This is a genomic window from Rhodobacter sp. P2_H5, from assembly GCF_056403335.1.
The window spans coordinates 79,499-103,661 of sequence record NZ_JBFUFS010000013.1 but is presented as its reverse complement, the minus strand read 5'-3'; the positions used below and the strand labels follow the sequence as shown (position 1 = coordinate 103,661).

The window sequence follows — 24,163 nt, the reverse complement described above, 5'->3', positions numbered from 1 at the left end:
CGGCGCGGCAAAGGGGCATCTGATCTGAGGCGTCGGTCAAGGATCGGGGGCCAACCCTTAACTTGTGGCCGCCGATCTCTCGGACATCGGCAGCAAATGCACGTGTCCGTCGTGCAAACTCCCCTGTAAACATGCGCTTGCCTTGAAGCTGATGCAAAGCCGTGGTGCGGCTTTTGCTCAAGGCGATGTGCCGCAATGGGTCAGCGAATGGATCGGGCGCAAGACAGAGACGGCGTCTGCGGTCTCGGTCGGTCAGGGACCACCGCTGGCGACGGCAGTCGCCGAGGCTGGTGCCGCGCTAGACCCAAAGGCTGGGGTAGGGCGAGAGGCGCAAGGGGTCAAGCGGGAGGCTGATACCACCGCCGCGATCCGCACCGGTCTGAGTGATCCGGAAGGCTGGATCAGCGACCCGTTGCGCGCGGGCTTGCCGGGACTGTTGACGCAGCTTTCGGTCCGGTGCCGCCAGATTTCGGCGCGACAGGTCGATGCCAAGATGGGCGCTTTGGCCGCCCGGGGTGATGAAATCCCGGCCCGCGTCCAGTCTTTACCCGCGCCACCCGCATGGAGGCGCTGGTGGCCGAGTTGGGCAATCTGGCTCTGATCTCGCGCGCCTGGGGTGACGGTGTTGCACCCGATCCGGGCCTGCGCCGCCAGATTGCCACCAAGAAAACCCGCAAGGCACTGTTGGCTGACCCGGACGCTTTGCCCGTCACGGCCCTGTGGCAGGTCGCGGCGACGCGAAAGGGGACGCGGCGCGATTGATCCGACCCTCAACGCTGGACCGCCCCGAAGGCAGAGTTTTCCGACCTTGCTCAGGGTGACGGGCTGGTGATGCCACCTGTTTTGGATCGCGCCATGTGGCCGTTCTTCGTTGTGGCATCTACGCCAAGCCTCCAACTTTTCGGCCGGGTCGGAAAGTGTCAGGAACCAAGGCGTGTTGAGGCATTCGGCGCGGAACCGACCATTGAACGCTTCGATGAAGGCAGTGTCCGTCGGTTTGCCGGGCCTTGAGAAGTCCAGGGTGATGCTGCGCTGAGAAGCCCAGAGGTCCAGGTCGCGGGAGCGATGGCTGACCTTGGGTCGACGCACGACCGGATAATGGTTTTCATGCCAGCCGGCATTGGTCAGCAGTCCTGCTGATCGGCCTGCCATCTTCGTTTCCCGCAAATGTGGGATCATCAGATCCCGCTTGGTGGAGAACTTTTCGGGGGCACTCCAGTGGCGGTTGGGCAAGGCCATCCCTGGTGCGTTTGCGCTGGCCGACTTTTCAGGTTCAAAGCGCGTCCAACAGGCGGTTATCGCAGATCTGGCCGGGCTCCAGGTCCGCGGCCCAGCGATTCAGTTGAGAATTGGGCGGTGACCACTTAGCATGGCCTGAATTCTTGACAGCAGGTGGCCGGAATGTTGAGCAATCTTTCTGAGGGTGACATCAGGCTGCTGAAGGTCTTTGCCAAGGTCGTGGATGTCGGCGGGTTTTCCGCAGCCCAGATCGACCTCAACATCAGCCAGTCGACGATCAGCACCCACATGACCTCGCTGGAGCAGCGCCTGGGCATGCGGCTTTGCGAGCGGGGGAGGTCGGGGTTTCGCCTGACCGAGCGGGGGCAGCTGATCTATCAGGCGAGCCAGCGGCTGTTCATGGCGCTGGACGAGTTTCGCAGCGACGCGGGAGCGGCGCGGAACTGTCTGACGGGCAACCTCGTGGTCGGCATCGTCGACAGCCTGATCACCAATCCCGTCTGCCGGCTGCACCGGGCGATTGCCGCATTCAATGATACCGCGCCAGAGGTTCAGATCACGATCCGCGTCATCTCTCCATCCGAGATCGAGCGGATGGTGCTGGAGGGCACCTGCGACCTGGGGCTTGGCACCTGCGGCGAGCATTCTCCCTATCTGGAATACGAGAATATCTTTGAAGAACGGCAGGTTCTCTATTGCGGGCAGGGGCATCCGCTGTTTGCCCAGCACCGGGAGGTTGACGTCACCGAACTGAAAGACCACCAGTTCGTGCGGCGCGCCTATGCCTCGCCCGAACTGCTTCCGGGCGTCAAGCTCGGCTCTGCGGCGGTGGCGGATCTGATGGAGGGGGTCGCGGCCTTCATCCTGTCGGGCCGCTATATCGGCTTTCTTCCGGCGCATCTTGCGCAGAACTGGGTGGCACAGGACATGATGCGGCCAATTCTGGACGATGTCTTGGGCTATCCGAACCCCGTCTATCTTGCGACGCGCAAAACCGAGGCCAAGAAGCCGGTGCTTTCCGTGTTCCTCAAGGAATTGCGCCAGGCACACGGTGTGGCCCCGCAAACCGTGGAGGCAAAGCGCAGGATCAGGCTGCCAAAGGCAGGATGATCCTTGCCCTGCGGTCCTTTGGTCAGTGCTTCAGCACCTGGCTCAGGAACAGTTTGGTCCGCTCGTTCTTCGGGGCCGAGAAGAATTCGTCCGGCGGGGCGATTTCGACGATTTTCCCTTGATCCATGAAGATGACCTTGTCGGCCACAGTCTTGGCAAACCCCATCTCATGCGTCACGCAGATCATGGTCATGTGATCCTCGGCCAATTCGACCATGACATCCAGCACCTCCTTGATCATYTCGGGGTCGAGKGCMGAGGTYGGCTCGTCGAASAGCATGATATGCGGCTCCATGCAAAGCGCMCGGGCGATGGCGACGCGCTGCTGCTGACCGCCGGAGAGCTGTGAGGGAAATTTGTGCGCCTGCTCGGCGATCCGAACCCGGTTGAGATAGACCATCGCGCGCTCTTCGGCCTGTTTGCGCGTCTCCTTGCGCACTCGGCGCGGGGCCAGCGTGAGGTTGTCGAGAATGCTCAGATGCGGGAAAAGGTTGAACTGCTGGAACACCATGCCAACTTCGCGCCGCACATGGTCGATGTTCTTGCTGTCCGCCGTCAATTCGACGCCTTCGACCAGGATCTGGCCTTTCTGGTGTTCTTCCAACCGGTTGATGCAGCGGATCACGGTGGATTTGCCAGAGCCGGAGGGGCCGCAGATCACAACGCGTTCGCCCTTTGACACGGTCAGCGAGATGTCTTTCAAGACCTGAAACTCGCCGTACCATTTGTCGACGTGGCGCAATTCGATCATGGTTTCGGGCATGTGCGGCTCCTAGCGCGTGACCCGCAGCCGACGTTCCAGCACGCGGGAACCGAGGGTCAGCGGGTAGCAGATGGCAAAGTAGATCAAGGCGACAATCGCGTAGATGATCAGCGGCTTGAAGGTGGCGTTGGCCACGATCTGGCCCGACCGGGTCAGCTCGTCAAAGCCGACGATCGAGGCGAGGGCGGTGCTTTTCACCAGCTGGACCAGGAAGCCCACGGTCGGCGGGATCGCGATCTTGAAGGCCTGCGGCAGGATGACATAGCGCATCCGCGTGGTGAAGTTCATGCCGAGGCTGGCGCTCGCGTCCCATTGGCCGCGCGGGATGGCGTCAACGCAACCGCGCCAGATCTCGGCCAGAAAGGCGCTGGCGTAAAGCGTCAGCGCGAGGCCGGCGGCGATCAGCGGCGAGACTTCGACGCCAAGAAGCGGCAGGCCAAAGAACACGAGGAACAGCTGCAGCAAAAGCGGTGTGCCTTGCAGAAGCTGGATGTAGATCGTCGTTGCCCGACCGCCGATCTTCGGCGCGCCATAGCGCCAGAGCAGCAGCAAGGTGGCCCCGATGCCACCGCCGATAAAGGCGATCAGCGACAGAAGCAGGGTCCAGCGCGCCGCCAGCAGCAGGAAGGGGACAACGTCGCCAAGGTGCAGGGTGATCATGTGCGCTGCCCCACGAAGTAGCGGCGTCCGGCCGCGTTGAACACCCAACGCAGGGCCAGCGCCATGCCAAGGTAGATCAGGGTGACGACGAAATAGGTTTCAAACGCCCGGTAGGTGCGCGACTGGATCAGGTCGGCCACATGCGTCAGGTCAACGACCGCGATCTGGCTGACCACGGCAGATTCCAGCATGGTGATGATGATCTGGCTGACGAGCGCGGGATAAACCACCGCCACCGCCTGCGGCAGGGTGATGTAGAGAAATACCGCCACTGGCGACAGGCCAAGGGAAAGCCCCGCCTCACGCTGGCCGGGGGGCACCGCCTCAAGTCCGGCGCGCATGATTTCAATGCCGTAAGCCGTCAGGTTGATGGTCATGGCGAGGGCCGCGGCCGAAAGTGCGGACATCTTGATGCCAAGGCTGGGCAAGCCGAAGAACACGAAGAACAGCTGCACGATGAAGGGCGTGTTGCGGATCAGTTCGACATAGGCGCCGACTGCGCGCTGCGCCCAGACGTGACCCCAGCGCCGGGTCGCAGCGCCGCCGATGCTGAGCGCCATGCCCAGCGTCGCGGCTATCGCGGTCAGCGCCAGGGTCAGGCCCGCTCCGTGAAGGAGCAGGCCCATGCTGGCGGCAATCGCGCTGAAATTCAGCTCGTAACCCATGTCTGAATCAGAAATCCTTGGCGAGCGGCTGCTTCAGCCACTTCACCGCGATCTCGTTCAGGCTGCCGTCGGCCTTCATCGCCACAACGGCCTTGTCCAGCGCGTCTTTCAGTGCGGTCTCGCCCTTCTTCACGGCCATCTGGCTCGGCGAGGACAGGAGCTGGAACTTCTCGACCGGTTCGATCGCCGGGTTCTGCGCCAGGATCGTGGCGCCCACGTCGTTGCCGACAACCATCAGCTGCGACTGGCCCGACAGGAAGGACGAGATGACACCGCTGTAATCGGCGTAGCGTTGGATGTTGGCGTCGGCGGGGGCGATCTTGGTGACCTCGGTATCCTCCAGCGTGCCCTTGTTCACGGCGATGGTCTTGCCGGACAGGCCCGCGGCATCCTTCACGTCAAGCTCCTTCGGACCCATCACGACGATGTAATAGGGCGCGTAGGGGGCCACGAAATCAACAACTTGCGCGCGCTCGTCGCTGAAGCCGATCGACAGGAGGACGTCAACCTTGCCCTCGGTCAGAAAGGGGATGCGGTTCTGGCCCGTGATGGCGACCAGTTCCGCTTTCACGCCTAGGGCCGCGGCCAGCTTGTCGGCCACTTCGGTGTCATAGCCTTCGATCTTCATCGCCGAATTCAGCGAGGCGAAGGGCGGGAAGTCTTGAAAGATGCCGACTTTGAGCGTGCCGGATTTGGTGACATCACCCAGCGCATCGGCAAAGGCCGGGGCAAAGGCAGTGGTCAGCAGCACGGTCGCCAGAGCGAGGCTGGCGCGGCGGGTCAGGGCATAGGTCATGCTTGTTTCCTCAATGTTGGGGTTGGGGCGTTTCTTGGTCTTCAGTGCAGTGACGCTGGTTCGCGGCTGAGTTCAATACCGATGAACCGAAACTCAGTTTGGCGGCGGTCGATGTAAGCAGCGGCCAAGAGATTGATCGGTGAAGCACCGTGCCGGGTCGAAGTGCCTCATATCATGTCAGATCAGGGACAAGACAGACACGGAATACCGTCTGCACCATGCCATTCAAATTGACGGCCATCAAAGCGAACTTCTGATCTCTGGCGTGTTTCGTGTCGATTGGAACGGTTAGTCATAGGGTCACACCATAGACAGGGGCAGACCCATGACCGACTTCAACCAACCGCTCGGCGGCAATGACATGGCGCGCTTTGCCGGCCCGGCCACGATGATGCGGCTGCCGGCCCAGCCGACGGCCGAGGGGCTCGATGTGTGCTTTGTCGGCGTGCCGCTGGATATCGGCACGTCCAACCGCTCTGGCACACGGCACGGGCCGCGCCAGATCCGGGCGGAGTCCTGCATGTTGCGGCCGTTCAATCTTGCCACCGGGGCGCGGCCCTTCGAGTCCGTCCAGGTGGCGGACATTGGCGATGTGGCGATCAACACCTTTGATCTGAAGAAATCCATCGGCATCATCGAGACGGCCTACGACGCCATCCTGTCGCATGGCTGCAAGCCCCTGACGCTTGGCGGCGACCATACCCTGACGCTGCCGATCCTGCGCGCCATGCGCAAAGTCCATGGGCCGGTTGCGCTGATCCATGTCGATGCCCATGCCGATGTGAATGACGAGATGTTTGGCGAGAAGATCGCCCATGGCACCCCGTTTCGCCGCGCCGTCGACGAGGGCCTTCTGGCCTGCGACAAGGTGTTTCAGATCGGGTTGCGCGGGTCAGGTTACTCGCCCGAAGATTTCAACTGGTCGCGCAGCCAGGGTTTTACGGTCGTTCAGGCCGAAGAGTGCTGGTATCAGTCGATGAAGCCGCTGATGGAGCGGGTGCGCGCCCAAATCGGCAACCATCCGGTTTACCTGACCTATGACATCGACAGCCTCGACCCCGCCTTTGCCCCCGGCACCGGCACGGTCGAGGTCGGCGGCTTGTCGACCTGGCAGGCGCTGGAGATCATCCGCGGTTGCCGCGGCCTGAACCTGATCGGCGCCGATCTGGTCGAGGTCTCGCCGCCTTACGATCCGTCCGGCAATACCGCGTTGATCGCGGCGAATTTCCTTTATGAAATGCTGTGCGTCCTGCCCGGCGTCAGCTACGGAGGCTGAGCCATGCCCACATGCGGTGAAATGCTGGTCCAACTGCTGGAAGGCTACGGCGTCGACCTGATCTTCGGCATCCCCGGTGCGCATACGCTGGAGCTTTATCGTGGCCTGCCCGCCACCCAAATCCGCCACATCACACCGCGCCATGAACAGGGCGCGGGCTTCATGGCCGATGGTTATGCCAGGGTCACGGGCAAGCCGGGGGTCTGTTTCATCGTCACCGGCCCCGGAATGACCAATATCGCGACCGCGATGGGGCAGGCTTTCGCGGATTCCGTGCCGATGCTGGTGATTTCGGCCGTCAACGCCCGCGACCAGTTGGGCATGCAGCAGGGCCGCCTGCACGAGCTGCGCTCGCAGCAGCACCTGGTGTCCGGCGTCGCCGCGTTCAGCCATACGCTCTTGGACCCCGCACAACTGCCCGGCATCCTTGCCTGCGCCTTTGCCGTGTTCGGCAGCCAGCGTCCGCGTCCGGTGCATATTGAAATCCCGCTGGATGTGATCGTGGCAGAGATGGGGGAGGGGCCTTTCCTGCCATGGTCCCGGCCCACCAAGCCCGGCCCTTCGCCCGCAGCCATCGCCAGCGCCGCCGGTTTGCTGTCCAACGCCCGACGCCCCCTGATCGTGGCGGGTGGCGGCGCCATCGAAGCCGCCCCCGAACTCCGCGCCATGGCCGAGCATCTGGGCGCCCCCCTGTTCATGACCATCAACGGCAAGGGCATTCTGCCTGCCGGCCATCCGCTGATCCTGTCCGGCAATCTTGGACTTGCTGCCATGCGGGACGAAATGGCCGCCTGTGATGTGATTCTCGCCGTGGGGACCGAGTTTGGCGAGACGGAGATGTATCCCGAACCGCACCCCCTGCAGATCAACGGCAGCCTGATCCGGATCGACATCGACCCGCTTCAGCTGACAACCTCGGTCCCGGCTGCCTTGGGGATCATGTCGGACGCGAAACTTGCCTGCGTGCCCCTGCTCGCCGACCTGCGCGCGGCGGGACCCGGCACCTTGGACGACGGCGCATCGCGTGCAAGCCTGGTGCGGGACCGGATCGACGCAAATCTCTGGCCCGCGTGCAAGACCCATCGCGGTCTGATGGCCACGATCGTCGAGGTCTTCCCCGACGCCATCATCGCCGGGGATCAGACCGAGCCGGTCTATGCTGCCAATCAGTTCCACCAGGCCAGCCGCCCAAGGTCCTATTTCAATTCCAGCACCGGCTACGGCACCCTGGGTTACGGGCTTCCTGCGGCGCTTGGGGCCAAACTCGGTGCGCCGGATCGCCCCTCGGTCTGCCTGATCGGGGACGGTGGCCTGCAATTCTCGCTGGCGGAACTGGCTTGCGCGGTTGAGGCGAGGATCGCCTCGGCCATCATCGTCTGGAACAACGCAAGCTATGGCGAGATCAAAGCCATGATGGCCGAGCGTCGCATCTCACTGATCGGTGTCGATATCTTCGCGCCGGATTTCGTCGCCCTGGGCAAGGCAATGGGGTGCCACGCCGAAGCGCCGGGCGACATTGCCAGCTTCAAGGCTGCGCTGGCCGCGTCCGTTTTGCGCGATGTCCCCACCCTGATCGAAATCCGCGACCCTTCGACCCTGGCGGATGCGCTTCGCGGCGGTGACCGGTAGCAAGCGTGCCGCCGGGCGATAACGGCCTTGCCGGATCACCCGCTCCAAACGGGGGGAGGGCCCGTGCACCAAAAGGCCGCTTTCGCGGCGCCGCGCATACATTGACGCATCCGCAACTACGCTTTGGTACTTCGATATGGTTCGGCCCGGGTTGGGCTGCGACCATTCCCGCACCCTCCGCACGGGACGTGGCTGCGGACGCACGGTAGGCAAATCCTTTCCAACAGGAGTCTGAAATGACGTCAATGACCAGAAGGCAGGCGATGCAAACCGCCGCCGCCACTTTCGCCGCAAGCTCGATCGGCTTCATGAGCCGCGCGGCCGGCGTTCCCGAACTGACCTGCGTCGAGTGGGGCGGGGGCGTGGTGGATGCGATGAAACTGATCGCGGCCAAGCAGGACAAGGTCACGATCGACTGGGTGCTGCACCAGGGCGGATCGGGCGCGATCCTTCCCAAGATCAAGGCGACCTGGCCCAAGGCGGATTATGACTATGTCGCGGGCTGGGAAGGCTCGTTCAACGGCATGCTGAAGGAAGACTGGCTGGTGCCGGTGACCGTCGACATGGTGCCCAACCTTGCCGATATCCCGGAAAAGATCATCGTCAAGAACGCCAAGGGCCAGTGGATGGCGGTGCCGCGCGCCGTGGGTGGCATCTATTTCGCCTACCGGTCCGACATCAGCCCGGTGAAGATCCAGACCATCGAAGATCTGTTTGACCCCAGCCTGAAGGGCAAGCTGTGCTGGCCCGGCCCGACCCAAAGCATGATGCTGCAAATCGTGGCATTGGCCCTGCATGCGGGCGGCGATGAAAACAACATGGAACCCGGCTGGGCCTTGATGAAGAAGCTGGCGGAGTCCGGCAACATCGGCCGGATTGCGGTGACCGACACCGATTTCACCACCTCGCTGACCAGCGGTGAAACCGTCGGCGGCTTCTATTCCGAACCCCAGCTGACTTCGGTGGCCGCCTCCTTCCCGGTCACCCGCCTGACCAAGACCGAGGGCCTGCCGGTGTTCCTGTATCAAAGCGGCTTCGCGGTGTTCCAGAACCGCCCGAACCTGCAAGCGACGCTGGATTTCATCAACTTCGCGATCAGCCCGGAGATGAGCGAGATCTATGCCGCCACCGCAGGCGAGGCGCCGCTGAACGTCAAGGCCAAGACACCGGACAACCTCAAGCACCTGTCGTTCACGCCCGAGGAGTTCGACAAGTTTGTCTATGTCCCCGATTTCAACGTGGTCCTGACCAACCAGGACGCCTGGGCCAAGCGTTGGGAAGACGAGATTGCACCGCTGATTTGATTTCGGAAACTGGAACAGGAGGGACGGAAAATGATCCTCAAACGCTTGCCAACCCCCCTGTTCCTGCCAGCGGCGGCGGTCTTTCTGATGCTGTTCGTGCTGCCGATGGCGGGGCTTTTCGTTGAAAGCCTGCGCTACTACGAACCCGGCAGCATCGGCGCGGCCGCCGATGCGCCCTTCACCTTCGCCAACTATGCCGAACTCTTCAAACCGTCTTTCGCCAACTTCTTCCTGCAGACACTGCGCATCAGCCTGATCGCGTCTTTGGCCGGGGTGTTTTTCGCTTTGCCTCTCGCCTATTGGACGGCGCGCAAGCTGTCGCCCACCTGGCGCACCCTTGTGGTCGGATTTTTCGTCACCCTGATGTTCCTCAGCGTCCTCGTCCGCACCTATGCGCTGGAACTGACGTTTGGCGCTGTCGGCCCCTTCGGCCCAACTCTGCGCGCCATCGGCATCTCGACCAACAGCCGCGCCTATATCGAGGTTCTCGTGGGCGCGGGCCTGCTGCACTACATAATCCCGATGTCGACCCTGACCCTGCTCGCCACGTTTCAGAACGTCGATCCGCGCCTGACCGATGCCGCTCAGGTGCTTGGCGCACCGGCCTGGAAGGCCCATCTAACCATCACCCTGCCTTTGTGTATCCGCGGCATCCTTGCCGCCTTCCTGTTCGGCTTCACGTTTTCGATCAGCGCCTTCGTCATCCCGATGATCCTCGGCAAAGGCCGCGTGCTGTTCATCTCCAACCTGATCTACACGCGGTTTTCCGAGATCGCGAACTACCCCAGTGGCGCCGCCATCTCCGTGGTGCTGTTCGTGCTTGCGATGGTCATCGTCTATGTGATGACCCACTTCGTCAACAAACGGTGGGCCCAATGAATCCGCGCCGCGCTGACGATCTGATCCGCTTCCTGTGCAAGCTGATGAACTGCGCCATCGTGCTGTTCCTGCTGACCCCGATCCTTGTGACCGTCCTGATGGCCTTTGACTCTCGGGACTACCTTGGCCCGCTGCCGCCGCCCTCCTTGTCATTCCGATGGTTCACCGCGTTCTTCGCGGACAGCTATTTCCTGAAGGGCCTTGTGACGAGCCTGAAACTCGCCGCCGCTTCCGTCGTCCTGTCGCTGACCGCCGGGATCGCCACGGCCTATGCCACCGACCAGACCCGGTTTCGCGGCAAGGATGCGCTGATTGCCTTCTTCTTGTCGCCCCTCGTCGTGCCGCCCGTGGTGATCGGCTTTGCCTTGCTGCTGTTCCTGTCGAAAATCGGCGTGATCGACGGCTTTGCGCGTCTGCTTTGTGGCCATGTCATCATCACGATCCCCTACACGATCCGCGCCACGCTGGCCGCCCTTTCCGGCATCGACCGCACCTATTCGGAGTCCGCGCTGATCCTCGGCGCCACCGAGCGCCGCGCCTTCTGGGACATCACCTTCCCCTTGGCCCGCACCGGCATCGTCAGTGGCGCGATCTTTGCCTTTGCCATCTCGATGGACGACGTTGCCGTTTCGATCATGCTGACCGATGCCAAGACCTACACCCTGCCCATCGCCCTGATCAGCAGCATGCGCGCCAACTTTGACCTGTCGATTGCCGCGGCCTCGGTGATGCTGATGGCCATGACCATCCTCCTGATCGTGATCCTTGAAAAACTCATCGGCCTGAACCGCGCCATCGGTCAGGGCGTCTTTCGCTGAAAGCTGGAACCATGTCCGAACCCGTCATCCGCTTTGACACCGTGACCAAGTCGTTCGGCGCCCTCGCCGCGGTCGACGGCATCAGCTTTTCGGCCGCGCCGGGCGAAACCGTGGCGCTCCTTGGCCCGTCCGGCTGTGGCAAGACCACCACCCTGCGCCTGATCGCCGGGTTTGAAGAGCCTGACCGCGGCCGCATCGACATCGGCGGCGAGTCCATGGTGGGCAAGCGCCCCTATGAGCGCAATGTCGGTCTGCTGTTCCAGCACTACGCGCTGTTTCCGCACATGACGGTCGCCGAAAACATCGGCTACGGCCTGAAACACCGCCATTGGCCCAAGGCCGAAATCGCCGCCCGCATCAATGAGATGCTGGCTCTCGTGCAACTGTCGGGGTTCGGTGACCGCCGCCCCCATCAACTGAGCGGAGGCCAGCAACAGCGGGTCGCTCTTGCCCGCGTGCTGGCGACCAAACCCCGCCTTGTCTTGCTGGATGAACCCCTGTCCGCGCTCGACGCCAAACTGCGCGAGGAATTGCGGGTCGAGTTGAAGAAGATCCTGGCCGCGGTCGGCTCCACCACGATCGTCGTCACCCATGATCAGGACGAGGCCATGGGGCTGGCCGACCGCATCATCCTGATGAACAAGGGCAGGATCGTACAGCAGGGCGCCCCGGGCGAGGTCTACTCCCGCCCGGTCAACCGGTTTGTCGCCGGTTTCATGGGGCGCAGCAACTGGCTAGAGGGCACGATCAAGGACACGCATCACGGAAGCTTTGCGAATGTCGTGCTGGACAGCGGCCTGGTCCTGACCGTCGCAAACCCAAGGATCGCCGATGATGCGGCGGTCAGCGTGGGCATCAGGCCAGAGCGGATCACCCTGGGACCCGAAGGCGACGAAGACCGCGTCGTGGGGTCCAATCAACTTGACGGCTCGATCGAGGGCGCCATCCACATGGGCGCAGACATCCACTATCGGCTCGGAACCGCGGCGGGGAGCTTGACGGTGGTGCGCCCGAACAGTGCCGAAAATCTGTTCCGTGTCGGGGAGGCGGTTCGCCTGGGCTTTTCTTCGGAAGACTGCCTTGTGTTTGCAAAGGCCGAAGCGGGGGCGCAATTTTCAGGCGGCGTTCCAAAGGCGGGTCAACAATAGGCCTACCCGTTCGCTTCGCTGTTCTCCGTTCAGGTCCGCACGCAACGGTCGACTTCGGCAAGATGCGGTCAGAACGCGTTGTCCGTTCAGAAGGTTGCCCTGAATCGATTGGAATTTTGTAGCGCTGCGGCAGACTCTGCTCAGGTTGGCGCGCCAGAACGAATGCCTCAGCTGGCGTTTCCATATCGAACGCCCGACGCGTTCGACCATGCCGTTCTGCCGGCGGCCATGTCGGGCAATGAACTCCTCCTTCAGGCCGTAGCTGCGGACCAGGGCGATGTGACGTCAAGACCAAGCTGTTGTCACAACGCGGCAAGATCGCCTTGGCGCCCTTGCCCAGGGTGCCGAACCGGGTGATCAGGGCGCGATCGAGTGCGCTGGCGGCGGTTGTTGCCTTGCAGGATCGCGACAGATGCCAGCCGAGAAGCTCGCGGGTGTGGCCGTCGATGCGGAGGCGCAGGGCCTTGTGGGCACCGTAGGTCCCGCCAACCCTGGATCAGTAATATCCGTTGCAGCGTGTTCTTGTTGAAGCCCGAACGCCAGACCACAATGCGGCAGCCGAAAGCGAGCTCACTCTTGTTGATCGCCCTGAACGGATTGGCACAACGCGGATCGATCTTTTGCGCGACTTTGGTCGGTTTTGTATTACCCAGTCTGCCGCGCCGCACTGAACCAAGCGCAAAGCTTGGTCAGCTGCACAATGGTCCCATCGGCCGGATGCTTCGGATCATATTGCTCACGCTACTCCAGAGGGTTCGCGCGCAGAGCCATCTTCGTGGCCTCCGCGCCCCCTTCAGGGGCCACGGTTCCTTCGAAACCCATGCCGAGCTTGCCGTCACCCGTTCAAGCCTCGATCTCCGAGGGTTAGGGGCCATCGACCCGACCGGCCTCAGCAACCGTGGTCTTGCCTTCAATGATCTCGACAGCAAAAGCCACTTTCAGCGCGGCAGTTCACCGTTCGATGCTGTTCTCCCCTGTCACACTCGTCGCTATCCTCCATCTGATAGCTCGAGCAGGTCGTCGGAGGGGCGATACACAATGGCATGAAAGTACGCCAACTCGGGTGGCTATTCGCCCTGAGCGTGCGCGAACGCCGTGCCGTCCTTTTGGGTGGGATGGCTTCAGGAGAGTTTGGCGAAGCGTTCCGGGGCCAGGGTGCGGAGGGCGTTCAGGATCTCGGTGCGCTTGTCGGAACTGGCGGCCGCGAGGATGGCCTGGATTTCCGCGTCAATTACCTTGCGGTTGGCCCCCCGGGCCTCGGCCTTGGCGTACCATTCGTTTGCCTGGGCATAATCGCTCAGGTCGATGTGACAGGCACCGAGCAGCGTGCAGGGGCGGTAATCGGCTTTCGACAGGCCATGGGCTTCAAGCCCCATGATCCGGGCCTCTTCCGGGCGGCCAAGGTCGCGCAGGGCGCCGCCCCTCGTGGTGCAAAGGGCCGAACGCGAACGCCGCTCGCTGGTCCTGCCCAGCGCCTGCCCGGCGATCTTGCGTCCCTCGTCTGGCACACCCGCCTTCCGCCAATGGGCGCAGGCACTGACGGCGGCCCAAGGATCGCCGACCTCCTGCCATTTCCTCGCGCAGTCGAGCGCCATGATCCTGTGATGAGCCTTCAGGAGTTCGGCACTGGCATAGTCCTTCCCGTGGTGCGCAAGCCAGAGCAGATCGGCCGCACTGATGGGTCGGCCCGCCGTCACCCCGTGGACGATCGTTGCGACGCGGGGGGATGCTTCGTGGTCGATATAGCCCAATCCGAGGGCGTCGAAGGGGCGCCGCCTGGCCCGCTTGCGCTCGATTTCGGCGAAGATCCTGGCATTCTGCTGTTGGGAGTGGGTCAGCCATTCTGCCTTTTGCGTTGCGACGCTTTGCCTTTCGGCGTCGTGCCCAGCCTGCGCCATCCGTCGCTCTGCTTGCTCCTGCCGGGCGGCGAGGGCGAAGTCTTTGGCCGTCGTACGGCCTTTGGCATGATCCAGCAGGGCCAGAAGGCTGTGGCTGGTCAGATGGGCCTCTTGCAGGGGCGACAGGGTTTTTCCGCCCTCGAGCCGCAACAGGATGTCATGCAGGCGCGAACCGGGTTGCCGGGCGGAGGCGATGTCATCGAGGTGGTACCGTTGGTCAATCGAAAATGGCAAAGCGCAAACCCATGTCGGGGAGGGGCAATTCCTTGCAGTTGGGGACAGCCACAGGCTGGAAAAAGCACTGTCGGAGGAAACGGATTGTTTCCGGTGGTCTGCCATGTGAGGGTGCCATAGCGCGCCTGATGGATCCCTCAGCGGCCCACGCGCCGCCTTTGCGGCATTCCCTTCACGGCATGGCAAATCGAAGCCGCCCTCGCCCCCGGAATATCTTGCACTTTGCCCGGACCGCGGCCAACTGTTGCTGATTGTATCAGAGGATCAGAGATTATGACTTCGATTCCCTCAGACCCGGCAATGGTTGTGGCCGACTTGAACACCGCGCTTCCCTTGCGCAAAATCAGCGAGCAAATCGACCGCCTGCCGCTTTCTGCCGACATCAAAGCGCTTCTGCTGGACCTTGCCAAGGTGACGGTAAATGTGGGGACAACGGTCCTGAAGATCGGGGCAAAGATCCTGACCGTGGTCTTTGACATCATCGGCCAATTCCCGAACGCGGTCTTTGGTTTGGTCGTCTCGGTCTGCGTTGGGATGCTTGTCGCGTCGGTCCCGCTGATCGGGGGGCTGCTGGCGCCGTTCCTCCTGCCGCTTATGGTGGCTTTCGGGCTGGCCAAGGGGGCGATTGCCGATCTGGCCAATGCGAGCTGGGCTGCGCGCATCCGCGATCTGGAAGCCAGACTTGCGGCGGTGAGCGTCTGAGTGGAAAAGCCTGTCGGTTTTGACGGTCTCACGAGGGTGGTGGCGGATCCCTTGCGGTTCAAGGCGCAGCTGCACATCGGGGAGGACGCCTATATCAGCCTGACCACCGGGCGGCTGGTCGGTGATCTCTGGCATGTGGGCTCGGCGGCCGCGGTGGGCGGGATGGCGGCAGGTTCCAGCGTCACGGCAGGGGCCTTCTTTGGCACCTGGCTCACCGGGTTGGGGATCGGCGTGGCTGTCACGCCGGTGGGATGGATCCTCGGTTCGGCAGCGGCGGCGGGGGCCTTGGGCTGGGGTGTCCTGCAGGCCTGGCGTGGCTATGCCGGGTCGCGGGTCGAATCCGTGCCAAAGTTCATCACCACGCCGATCGACTTCCTGGCTGCGGCGCTTTTCGATCTGGTCGCCGGGCTGTGCGTGCTGGTCGCCCGGGAGGCCGGAGATCTGGACAAGTCCGAGCGTGACGGAATAGCGGACTATTTCGCTTCGGTCTGGGGGCTTGATCCGGCCTATCTCGCCGCGGCCCTGCCCTTGATCGAGGCGGAAACGCTTGGCCGCAACATTACCGATGCCGCCCGCGCCCTGGCCGATTACAAACGCCAGAACCCCGACTGCAACTACGAGGCCATGTCGGCCGAGATCCTCGCGCTCTTGACCGAGATAGCCGAGGCGGATGGCCAATTGGACGCCGCCGAAACGGCCGCCATAGCCGAAGTGCGCCGTGTCTTTGCCGAAGTCGGCCGCACCGGGCTTTTGTCGCAGGCAACCGGGGCCCTCTCGCAGGCGGGCGCGGCGATCTCGCGCGGTTTTCAGGCGGGCCCGGGCAAGCTATGGGACCGGGCGGCAAGTTTGGTTTCGACCGCAGTGGCCGCGCCGGACCCCGCGCCCCGGTCAGGGCGTCTGCCGGTGCCGACGCTTTGGCTGCTAGGCAAGACCGGGGCAGGTAAAAGCTCCCTGGTGCGAGCGATGACCGGTCTGGCCGAGGCCGAGATCGGCAATGGCTATGCGCCCTGCACCCGCACGTCACGGTCTTTCGACTTTCCCGCAGACGAGCCTGTGATGCGCTTTCTGGATACCCGGGGTCTGGGAGAGGTCGCCTATGATCCCGCGGCCGATCTGGCCGAAGCCGCGAAAAGCGCGCATGTCGCGCTGGTCCTGATGCGGCTGGATGATCCGGTGCAGGGCGTGGTGGTTGAAACCCTGGCGCGCCTGCGCAAAGGCAAGGTTCCGGTTGTCGTGATCCATACGGCCGGCGATCTCTTGCCCGAGCCTGGCGCGCGGGCCCGGATGGTCGTCCATAACCAGCGCATGGCGGAGGCGGCCTTCGGCGCCACCTTGCCTGCCGTGGAACTGGATCTTTCCGCCCCGGAAACGGCCGATCTCGCCCCCCTCATCGCGGCTCTGACCGATGTCCTGCCCTCGGTCGTGCTTTACCTGATGAAAAGCGCCGCCAACGGCGAGGAAGAGGCCGAGTTTGCCCGGCACCGCGCTCTGGTCCTGTCTTATGCGGGCAGCGCCATGGCTTCGGGTGGGGTGCCTCTGGTGGGCGCGGTGGGCGTGACGGGGTTGCAACTGGCGATGCTGAAAGCCCTGGCCGGCCGCTATGGTGTGGTCTGGGATGCAAGGCAGATCGCCGCCATCGGATCCGCTCTCGGGCTCGGGGTGATCGGCGGCCAGGCGGCGCGCATGGCGCTGCGCGGTCTTGTCCAGCTGGTGCCGGTGATCGGCACGGTCGCCGGGGCCGCGGCGGGGGCGACTTCGGGCTTTGCGGTCACCTGGGCCTTGGGGCGCACCGCCTCCTGGTGGTTCTACCAGCAGCAACATGGCGGGTCCGTCACGGACAAGGACCTGCGAAACCGTTTTGCCGAGGCGATGAAGGGAGCCGATCTTGGGCGGCCTTAAGAGCGTGATGCAGACCTATCTGCGCGGGCGGCTGGCCCTGTATGTGGTCCTGCATTTGGCGCCCCTTGCCGTGCTTGTCGTCCTGGGCTCGCTTTGGCTGGGCGAACATGGCCTGCTCTTGCCCTTCGTCCTGATCACTACGGTCGTAATTGCGGGCTTTCGCCTGATCAACCGGGCTTTGGCCGGCCGTGTCCGTCCCACCCCCAAGGGCGAGCCGTTGATCGCGGGCAATCCCGAATGGACCGAGAAAGAGCGAAGCCTGTTTCAGCGCCTGAGTGCCGAGATCCGGGGAAAGCTGACCGAGCCCATGCCCTGGCCCGCCCTGCAACAAGAGGCGCTGGTCCTGCTGAACCGCGCGGCCCACGAGGTGTCGGGGGGGCAGAAAGGCGCGATGGATTTCTCGATCCCCGAGGCGCTTTTGCTGGCCGACCGGGTCATCGGCCGCCTTCGCGGCGACCTGCGCCGCTATGTGCCGATGGCCGATATGGTGCGGGTCAGCACGCTTTTGTGGATGTGGACCCAAAGGCGCCGGATCGAGCAGGGGATGAAGGTCGCGCATGGCGCCTGGCGATTGCGCCGGGTTGCGATGAACCCGATGGGCGCAGTCTTGCAAGAGGTGCAAAGCCTGCTCATGAGCCCCTCGACGGGTGCGTTGAAGTTCGCGGGCCAGACCACCTTGCAGCAGGTGATCCTCGAAGAGGTCGCCGCCGCCGCGATAGATCTGCATGCGGGCTATCTGCGCTATACCGAAGCGGAACTCCTGGAGATCGAGCTTTCGGCGACGGAGGCCGACCTGGGGCGCATGGTCGTGGCGGATCAGCCGCTGCGGGTTCTGGTCGTGGGGCAGGTCAGCGCAGGGAAAACAAGCCTGATCAATGCTTTGGCCGGGGAGGCGCTGGGCGAGACGGATATGGCCCCGACGACGCCCGGCCTGACCGCGCATCCCCTGGGCCTGGGGGCGGCGGATTTCACCTTTGTCGACAGTGCCGGGATCGACGGCAGCAAGGCGGTCGAGGACCGGCTTCTTGCCGAACTGCTGCAGGCCGATCTGGTCATCTGGGCTCTGCGCGCCAACCGCCCCGCCCGTGCGCCCGATGTGGCCCTCCTCTCGCGCCTGCGCCACGCCTGCGACCAGGGCCTGCGCCGCCGCCCTCCGGTGATTGTCGCCCTGACCGGGGTCGATCTCTTGCTGAAGGGCTGGCCATTTGCCGAACACCGCTTGCCGCCCGATGCCATGTCCCTGCTCGGAGACGTGATCACCTCCAGCGCCCGCGACCTGGACGAGCCCTGCGTGGTGCCCCTGTGCCTGACCGCACCGGAATGGAACTTGGCCGCTCTGGAGACCCTGATCCTGTCCCACGCCTCCGAGGCCCTGATGGTCCAACGCAACCGCCGAAGGCTTGAGAGCAAGACCACGGTTCGCACCGAGGTGGCAAAAGGGCTTGCCGGTTTCGGCCGTCTCACGCAGATGATCGCCAGCCGATGGAAACTCTGATCCGCCAAGACTGCTTCCGTTGCCTATGCGTGATGAGCCAGTGCCAAACGCCATTGCCTCCCATGTTTTATCCCGTGCGAGCGCCACTCCGGGCTGGAGACTTTTCCGTGTGGCCGGTTTGGGCCCCGCGTGTGGTGGGCGGTCTCGCCGGTTGCGCAGCCCGAGGCCGCGTTGCGGGGTGATCGTTCCCTGTGCCCCGCCCGCGCCATCGCCACCTGTGCCGGATCGTCGACATCAAGCGGCAGGGTGAGGAGATTGTCGTGGGCGCCGAGACATTCTGCGATGGCGTGAGGATTGCGCGCCGTCGCTAAAACAGCGTCGCCCCACTCCAGGGCCTTTTCCGCCATCCGCGCGCCGAACCCGCGCGAGGCGCCGGTGATGAACCATGTCTTCCTGATCCGATCCCCTGGAAATGACGCGTGCTCAGGCGGTGAGGATGGAGACGACGATCTTGCCCTCGGCCCGGCGTTCGGTCAGGGTGGCATAGGCGTCCTCCACGGTCTCAAGCGAGAAGACGCGCGGGTCGAGACGGGGCCTGACCAGGCCCGCCTCGATCATGGCGGCCGCCGATTTCAGGATCTGGCCATGATGGGCGCGGCCCGCGCCATCCAGCAGCGGCGCCAGCGTGAAGACGCCGGAATAGGTGCCGCCCTTGAAGGAAAGCGGGGCCAGGGCATGCGACCCCCAGCCAAGGCAGCTCACCACATGGCCGAAACGCTTCACCGCCTGAAAGGACGCGTCAAGAATGCTGCCGCCGCCGGTGTCGTAGACATGGTCGAAGCCGGCCCCGTCGGTGTGGCGGTCCACATAATGCTGGACGGTTTCCTGCGCGTAATCGATCGGCGTGGCCCCCATCGCGCGGATGAAATCCGCCTTGCGAGCGCCGTCGACGGCAAAGACCCTCGCACCCAGCGCCACGCCGATCTGCACCGCGATGTGACCGACGCCACCCGCACCGCCCTGCACCAGCAAGGTCTGGCCGGGGCGGATCTGCGCCCTGTCCACCAGACCCTCCCAGGCGGTGATCGTGATCAGCGGCAGGGCGGCGGCCTCGCGCATCGTGAGGTTGGAGGGTTTGTGCGCAAGGAGGCGGGCATCGACAGCCGCATATTCCGCAAGCGTGCCCTGAATGCCGCCGACCCCGCCGGTCATGCCGTAAACCGCATCGCCGCGCCGAAATGCCGTGACATCGGAAGCCACCTCCTCCACCACGCCGGCCAGATCGAGCCCGAGGATGGCCGGCAGCGGGTGGCGGGCATGAGCGGCAGCGCCCGCCCTGATCTTGGTGTCCAGCGGATTGACGCCGCTGGCGTGGATCCGCACGAGAACCTCGCCCTGGTTCAGGGTCGGGCGGGCAATCTGTGTCAGGCGGAAGGGGCCATCGTTGGTCTCGACGCGCGCCGCCTTCATGCTGTGGTCCGGGTGGGTCATCACACTCTCCTTGTTGCTATGTTGGGTGATGGCCCCAATATGAGTTCGATATTCTTGCATGGCGATCAAAAGTACCGCACGATATCCATGCAAGAATGCATGGGTGGCACGTGCCTGACCTCGACTGGAGTGATCTCCCGATATTCCTGGCCATTGCCCGGGAAGGCACGCTCGGAGCGGCCGCGCGACGCTTGAAGCAAACCCAGCCCACGATGGGCCGCAGGCTGCGGGCGCTGGAACAGGCCGTCGGCGCCGCGCTGTTTCAGCGCACGAACGACGGCTTCGTCCTGACCGACGAGGGCGCGGCGATGTTCGCGCATGCCATCCAGATGGAAGAGGAAGCCCATGCCCTGCAGCGCCAACTGGCGGGCAGCGTTGCCGGGCTGGACGGCATGTTGCGCCTGTCATGTTCCGACTGGTTCGGGACGACCATGCTCAGCCCGGTTCTGGCAGAGTTCACCCGGCATCACCCGAACGTCACCGTCGAACTCCTGACCGACCCGCGCTTTTACAGCCTGGCGCGCCGCGAGGCCGATCTCGTCATGCGGATCCAGCCATTCGAGGAGCCGGAAGTGATCGCGCGCAAGCTGGTGACCATCCCCTACGGGCTTTACGCCCGGCCCGGCCATCCGCCGGTCGAACGGGGCGATGGCGCCGGCTCCGCGCTGATCCTGATGGATACGGCATTCGGGGGCATGCCGGATGTCGCCTGGGTCACGCAGGCACTTCCGCGGGCAAAGGTCGCATGCCGCAGCAACAGCCGCGAGGTGCAGGCGCGTCTCTGCGCGCTGGGCACGGGGCTGGCGGTGCTGCCACGGCCTCTGGGCGACGCGACCCATGGGATTTCCCTTGTCGATCTCGGCGAACGCCCGCCCTCACGCGACACCTGGATCGGCTACCACCGCGACCTGAAGCGTCTGCCGCGTTTGCGCGCCCTGCTGAATCTCATCATCGACAGGATCGGGCAGGGCGGGCCATGGGCCGATGCCCCGAACCTGCGCTGATCTGATGGACGTCGCCGGTGTGACAGCGCCATTCTGGGGTGGGGCAGGCCTGACGCCCTCGCCAAATACCTCACCCGCGCAAGGCGGCCGCGCCTTGAACCACCCCGAATCTTGAAGGGTCCGGCGGTCCCGCTACGGCTCAAGGGCTCAAAACCAATGTATAATTCTCGCGGAGCGCCGCAGATGCCAATTTGGGCCGGCAAACACGGGATGCCTTGCGGCTTCAGAAATCGGGATCGTCGGAGAATGCGGGGCGCAGCGGTCCGCAGACGGGAGCGGTTTGTCCGTGGTGGGCAATCCTGCCCCTGCAGCCATGACATTCAAAGGAAGACCCAAGTGAAAATCCTGACCGACATGATCCTCTCTCAATCCGCCTATACCGCCGAGATCGACCTGCCGCTGGAGGCGATCGACATCGCCGGCTGGCTTTTCACCCTGTCGGAGGCCGAATATCTGCGCTGCTGCCCGCCCGATCACATCGGGTCCGGCGTCACCACGACGGATGACGGTCGCCGCATGGTCATCAACGTGGAAATGATCGGCACCGGTCTGGTCATCCAGCACTATGTTGCCGAGGAAGCCTCGCCCGCCTACTGCCGGATGAACTCGATTTCCGACGTGTTCACGCCAGTCGGGCGGACCCAGGTCAATGTGATCTGGGAGCTGATCGCCGAAGCAATCGACGGCGGGCGGACGCGCTACACCAACCGGGTGACCTCGCATCCGACCGATGTCTTCCTGGATTTCGTCGCAGCCCATGGCCAGAGTTTCGAGCAAGCCGCCATCGCCCGTCAGGAGGCCGGTGGCGACCACAACCGCCGCGAGACGCCGCTTTTTGCCGCCAGCATCGCACGGCACGCCAGCGCCAAGGCCAAGTGAGCCCCGTCCGCTTGCTTTGGTTCCGGGCCTGCGCGGCAATCCTCCCCGCGCCGCGCCGATCGCTGCGGGGTCACCCTGCCTCAGGCCTCGCGGGCGGTAGGCGCGCATCAAGCTGGGAAAACAGCTGCGCCGCCCAGTCCGAGAAGGCCTTCAGCCGCGGATTGGTGAAGCGGCTGGCTGGATAGACCAGATGCATGACATGGGGCGCGGGCTTCCAGTCGGCCAGAAGTTCGACCAGGGCGCCCGATGCAAAGCGCGGGCGGCCGAGGAACCCGAAGGTCTGCCCGATCCCCAGGCCCGCGCAAAGGCTGCGCAGATGGGCGGTGCTTTCGTTGACCGCCACCCCCCTGGTCACGATCATCTCCATGCTTTGGCCATCGCGGGCAAACCGCAGGGGAAAGCGTTTGCCGCTTGAGGCGGAGAAATAACTGACAACCTGATGATCCGGCTCGATCTCCGCCGGGTGGTTTGGCCGCGCGCGCCCCTCCAGATAGGCGGGCGCGGCGCAGAGCACATAGTCCAGTGCGCAAAGCCGCCGTGCCACCAGCGCGGTATCGGCCAGATTGCCGCCGCGGATCACGCAATCCACGCCGTCCTCGACCAGATCGACATGACGGTCGCCGACGCCCAGCATCAGCTCGATCTCGGGATAGCGGCGCTGGAACTCCGGCAGGGCGGGGATCAGGATCTGGTTGGCCAGAACCGAGCCGACATCGACCCGCAGCCGCCCGCGCAGGGCCCCGCGGTGCCCGGCCACGGTCGCATCCATCTCGTCCAGATCGGACAGCAGTTTTTGCGCGCGTTCGTAATACAGCGCCCCCTCGGCGGTGATGGTCACCGCCCGTGTCGTGCGCTCCATCAGCTTGGCGCCGACATGCGCCTCCAGATCCTGCATCATCTTGCTGACCGAGGACCGCGGCAAGTTCAACTGGTCGGCCGCCTTGGCGAACGATCCCGCTTCGGCAATGCGCGCGAAGGCGCGAAGCGCAAGGAGCTGGTCCACAATGTCATCCCGGTTGCCTTTGTCCCCGCGATAAGACGGCGCGGCCCTGCACGCGTCAAGCGCAGCGGTGGCGCGCTTGACGCGTGCAGGGCCGGGATCATCCATCCCGCTGAATAATGATTCCACGGCTGGCGACTTCCGGGCGCGGAGGGCAGGACCTAAATCCCTCCCTGAGAAAGGGCAGCGCGGCCGCCAATGACCGGCCTTTCGCCCCTCAAGGAGACAGACATGAACCGCCAAGCCACAGCCCGGGTTTCCGGGATCGATGCCGCACGTCGCGGAGTCCGGACCGCGATAGTCGCTGCACCGTCGCTGGTGGCCTTCAAGGCCATGCGCGCCGCCTGACCCGCGAAAACCACCACAAGCAACTGAAACTGGAGACCACCATGACCAACAGACTTTCCGGCAAGACCGCCGTCGTCACCGGCGCCACCAGCGGCATCGGCCTCGCCACCGCCAAAGTGCTCGCCTCTGAAGGGGCGCATGTCTATATCACCGGCCGCCGCAAGGAGGCGCTGGACCGCGCCGTGGCCGAAATCGGCGCCCAGGCCACCGGCATCCGGGCGGATTCCTCCAGCATGGCCGACCTTGACCGGCTTTTTGCCCAGATCAAGGCCGAGAAGGGCCGGCTGGACGTGCTTTTCGTCAATGCCGGCGGCGGCTCGATGCTGCCTCTGGGTCAGATCACCGAGGAACAGGTCGACGAGACCTTTGACCGCAACGTCAAGGGCGTGATCTTCACCGTGCAAAAGGCGCTGTCGGTGCTGGGCAAGGGGTCGTCGGTGATCCTGACCGGATCGACCGCCGGCACCGAGGGCACGGCGAGTTTCAGCGTCTACAGCGCCTCCAAGGCGGCGGTGCGCAACCTTGCCCGCTCCTGGGCGCTGGATCTGAAGGACACCGGTATCCGGGTCAATGTCGTCAGCCCCGGCGCCACCCGCACCCCCGGGCTGGTCGAACTGGTGGGCGACGATCCGCAGCAACAGCAGGGCCTGCTGGACTATCTCGCCTCGCGCATCCCTCTGGGCCGGGTCGGCGAGGCGGAAGAGATTGCCAAGGCGGTCCTGTTCCTCGCCTCGGATGACGCGAGCTTCGTCAATGGCGCCGAACTCTTCGTGGATGGCGGTCAGGCGCAGGTCTGAAACCGGGCGGCGTAACGCCGCTTCGCCACCTCAGGGGAAGACTGCGCGATGCGCGCCGTCTTCCCCATCGCACATGGCCGCCCGGCCGAATGCGGTGCCATTGCGAACGGTCAAGGCCGACAAAGGATTTCTGGTCTTAACTGGTCGCGGAGGGGGATCTGCGCTGCGATGCCGGATTCCCCACGCAAG

Annotated in this window: 23 protein-coding genes and 1 pseudogene; 15 read left to right on the top strand and 9 right to left on the bottom strand. The window is 64.1% G+C overall.

Features of this window, described 5'->3' with window-relative positions; genetic code table 11:
- The first annotated feature begins 64 nt into the window (after positions 1–64).
- Both AC1DVR_RS16995 and AC1DVR_RS16990 read left to right on the top strand, forming a co-directional pair.
- Complete coding sequence (locus tag AC1DVR_RS16995; protein WP_478001794.1) at positions 65–601, top strand: SWIM zinc finger family protein; 537 nt, start codon at positions 65–67, stop codon at positions 599–601.
- Positions 562–762 (top strand): hypothetical protein, encoded by a 201-nt coding sequence (locus AC1DVR_RS16990; protein WP_478001795.1) that lies wholly within the window; start codon positions 562–564, stop codon positions 760–762. Before AC1DVR_RS16995 ends, AC1DVR_RS16990 begins: the two co-directional genes overlap by 40 nt.
- Positions 763–837: 75 nt before the next feature.
- On the opposite strand, the pseudogene AC1DVR_RS16985 reads toward AC1DVR_RS16990, so the two are convergent.
- A pseudogene (locus AC1DVR_RS16985) lies at positions 838–1,062 on the bottom strand (integrase core domain-containing protein); the annotation flags it as partial.
- Between the two features lie 339 nt (positions 1,063–1,401).
- On the opposite strand from AC1DVR_RS16985, the gene AC1DVR_RS16980 reads away from it, so the two are divergent.
- Entirely contained in the window at positions 1,402–2,349 is a 948-nt protein-coding gene (locus tag AC1DVR_RS16980; protein ID WP_478001788.1) for a LysR family transcriptional regulator, read from the top strand.
- Positions 2,350–2,371: 22 nt separating this feature from the next.
- On the opposite strand, the gene AC1DVR_RS16975 is transcribed toward AC1DVR_RS16980, so the two are convergent.
- From AC1DVR_RS16975 to AC1DVR_RS16960, 4 genes are read right to left on the bottom strand one after another with little or no spacing between them, the layout of a single operon-like run.
- On the bottom strand, positions 2,372–3,112 hold the full coding sequence (locus AC1DVR_RS16975; protein WP_478001787.1) for an amino acid ABC transporter ATP-binding protein: 741 nt from the start codon (positions 3,110–3,112) through the stop codon (positions 2,372–2,374).
- A 9-nt stretch (positions 3,113–3,121) separates the two neighbouring features.
- Positions 3,122–3,772: an amino acid ABC transporter permease gene (locus tag AC1DVR_RS16970; RefSeq protein WP_478001786.1), complete on the bottom strand. Its 651-nt coding sequence runs from the start codon at positions 3,770–3,772 to the stop codon at positions 3,122–3,124.
- Positions 3,769–4,437: an amino acid ABC transporter permease gene (locus AC1DVR_RS16965; RefSeq protein ID WP_478001785.1), complete on the bottom strand. Its 669-nt coding sequence runs from the start codon at positions 4,435–4,437 to the stop codon at positions 3,769–3,771. Before AC1DVR_RS16965 ends, AC1DVR_RS16970 begins: the two co-directional genes overlap by 4 nt.
- A gap of 7 nt (positions 4,438–4,444) precedes the next feature.
- A complete protein-coding gene (locus AC1DVR_RS16960; RefSeq protein ID WP_478001784.1) occupies positions 4,445–5,233 on the bottom strand; it encodes a transporter substrate-binding domain-containing protein in 789 nt (262 codons plus the stop codon).
- 325 nt (positions 5,234–5,558) lie between these two features.
- Between AC1DVR_RS16960 and speB the strand changes: the two genes are divergently transcribed.
- From speB to AC1DVR_RS16930, 6 genes are all read left to right on the top strand, one after another.
- A complete protein-coding gene (speB, locus tag AC1DVR_RS16955) occupies positions 5,559–6,509 on the top strand; it encodes an agmatinase (protein ID WP_478001783.1) in 951 nt (316 codons plus the stop codon).
- 3 nt (positions 6,510–6,512) lie between these two features.
- Entirely contained in the window at positions 6,513–8,138 is a 1,626-nt protein-coding gene (locus tag AC1DVR_RS16950) for a 5-guanidino-2-oxopentanoate decarboxylase (RefSeq protein ID WP_478001782.1), read from the top strand.
- 263 nt (positions 8,139–8,401) lie between these two features.
- Complete coding sequence (locus AC1DVR_RS16945) at positions 8,402–9,442, top strand: ABC transporter substrate-binding protein (protein WP_478001781.1); 1,041 nt, start codon at positions 8,402–8,404, stop codon at positions 9,440–9,442.
- Positions 9,443–9,472: 30 nt separating this feature from the next.
- Complete coding sequence (locus tag AC1DVR_RS16940; protein ID WP_478001780.1) at positions 9,473–10,321, top strand: ABC transporter permease; 849 nt, start codon at positions 9,473–9,475, stop codon at positions 10,319–10,321.
- Positions 10,318–11,139: an ABC transporter permease gene (locus AC1DVR_RS16935; protein ID WP_478001779.1), complete on the top strand. Its 822-nt coding sequence runs from the start codon at positions 10,318–10,320 to the stop codon at positions 11,137–11,139. The genes AC1DVR_RS16940 and AC1DVR_RS16935 overlap by 4 nt, the downstream gene beginning before the upstream one ends.
- Before the next feature lie 11 nt (positions 11,140–11,150).
- Positions 11,151–12,287, top strand: a complete 1,137-nt coding sequence (locus AC1DVR_RS16930; protein ID WP_478001778.1) for an ABC transporter ATP-binding protein — start codon at positions 11,151–11,153, stop codon at positions 12,285–12,287.
- Between the two features lie 1,121 nt (positions 12,288–13,408).
- On the opposite strand, the gene AC1DVR_RS16925 is transcribed toward AC1DVR_RS16930, so the two are convergent.
- Positions 13,409–14,419 (bottom strand): hypothetical protein, encoded by a 1,011-nt coding sequence (locus tag AC1DVR_RS16925; RefSeq protein WP_478001777.1) that lies wholly within the window; start codon positions 14,417–14,419, stop codon positions 13,409–13,411.
- A 273-nt stretch (positions 14,420–14,692) separates the two neighbouring features.
- Here AC1DVR_RS16925 and AC1DVR_RS16920 point away from each other — a divergent pair, with 273 nt between their 5' ends.
- From AC1DVR_RS16920 to AC1DVR_RS16910, 3 genes are read left to right on the top strand one after another with little or no spacing between them, the layout of a single operon-like run.
- Positions 14,693–15,121, top strand: a complete 429-nt coding sequence (locus AC1DVR_RS16920; RefSeq protein ID WP_478001776.1) for a hypothetical protein — start codon at positions 14,693–14,695, stop codon at positions 15,119–15,121.
- Positions 15,122–17,020, top strand: a complete 1,899-nt coding sequence (locus AC1DVR_RS16915; RefSeq protein ID WP_478001775.1) for a TerB family tellurite resistance protein — start codon at positions 15,122–15,124, stop codon at positions 17,018–17,020.
- On the top strand, positions 17,007–18,515 hold the full coding sequence (locus AC1DVR_RS16910) for a GTPase family protein (protein ID WP_478001774.1): 1,509 nt from the start codon (positions 17,007–17,009) through the stop codon (positions 18,513–18,515). The genes AC1DVR_RS16915 and AC1DVR_RS16910 overlap by 14 nt, the downstream gene beginning before the upstream one ends.
- Positions 18,516–18,538: 23 nt before the next feature.
- On the opposite strand, the gene AC1DVR_RS16905 is transcribed toward AC1DVR_RS16910, so the two are convergent.
- Both AC1DVR_RS16905 and AC1DVR_RS16900 read right to left on the bottom strand, forming a co-directional pair.
- Positions 18,539–18,895 carry a hypothetical protein gene (locus AC1DVR_RS16905; protein WP_478001793.1) on the bottom strand — a complete coding sequence of 119 codons (357 nt, stop codon included), beginning with the start codon at positions 18,893–18,895 and terminating at the stop codon, positions 18,539–18,541.
- A gap of 43 nt (positions 18,896–18,938) precedes the next feature.
- Complete coding sequence (locus AC1DVR_RS16900; protein WP_478001773.1) at positions 18,939–19,946, bottom strand: zinc-dependent alcohol dehydrogenase family protein; 1,008 nt, start codon at positions 19,944–19,946, stop codon at positions 18,939–18,941.
- A 95-nt stretch (positions 19,947–20,041) separates the two neighbouring features.
- Between AC1DVR_RS16900 and AC1DVR_RS16895 the strand changes: the two genes are divergently transcribed.
- Both AC1DVR_RS16895 and AC1DVR_RS16890 read left to right on the top strand, forming a co-directional pair.
- Entirely contained in the window at positions 20,042–20,950 is a 909-nt protein-coding gene (locus tag AC1DVR_RS16895) for a LysR family transcriptional regulator (protein WP_478001772.1), read from the top strand.
- A 336-nt stretch (positions 20,951–21,286) separates the two neighbouring features.
- Positions 21,287–21,829 carry a hypothetical protein gene (locus tag AC1DVR_RS16890; RefSeq protein WP_478001771.1) on the top strand — a complete coding sequence of 181 codons (543 nt, stop codon included), beginning with the start codon at positions 21,287–21,289 and terminating at the stop codon, positions 21,827–21,829.
- A 70-nt stretch (positions 21,830–21,899) separates the two neighbouring features.
- On the opposite strand, the gene AC1DVR_RS16885 is transcribed toward AC1DVR_RS16890, so the two are convergent.
- A complete protein-coding gene (locus AC1DVR_RS16885; protein WP_478001770.1) occupies positions 21,900–22,832 on the bottom strand; it encodes a LysR family transcriptional regulator in 933 nt (310 codons plus the stop codon).
- A gap of 386 nt (positions 22,833–23,218) precedes the next feature.
- Here AC1DVR_RS16885 and AC1DVR_RS16880 point away from each other — a divergent pair, with 386 nt between their 5' ends.
- Entirely contained in the window at positions 23,219–23,974 is a 756-nt protein-coding gene (locus tag AC1DVR_RS16880) for an SDR family NAD(P)-dependent oxidoreductase (RefSeq protein ID WP_478001769.1), read from the top strand.
- Positions 23,975–24,163 lie beyond the last annotated feature (189 nt).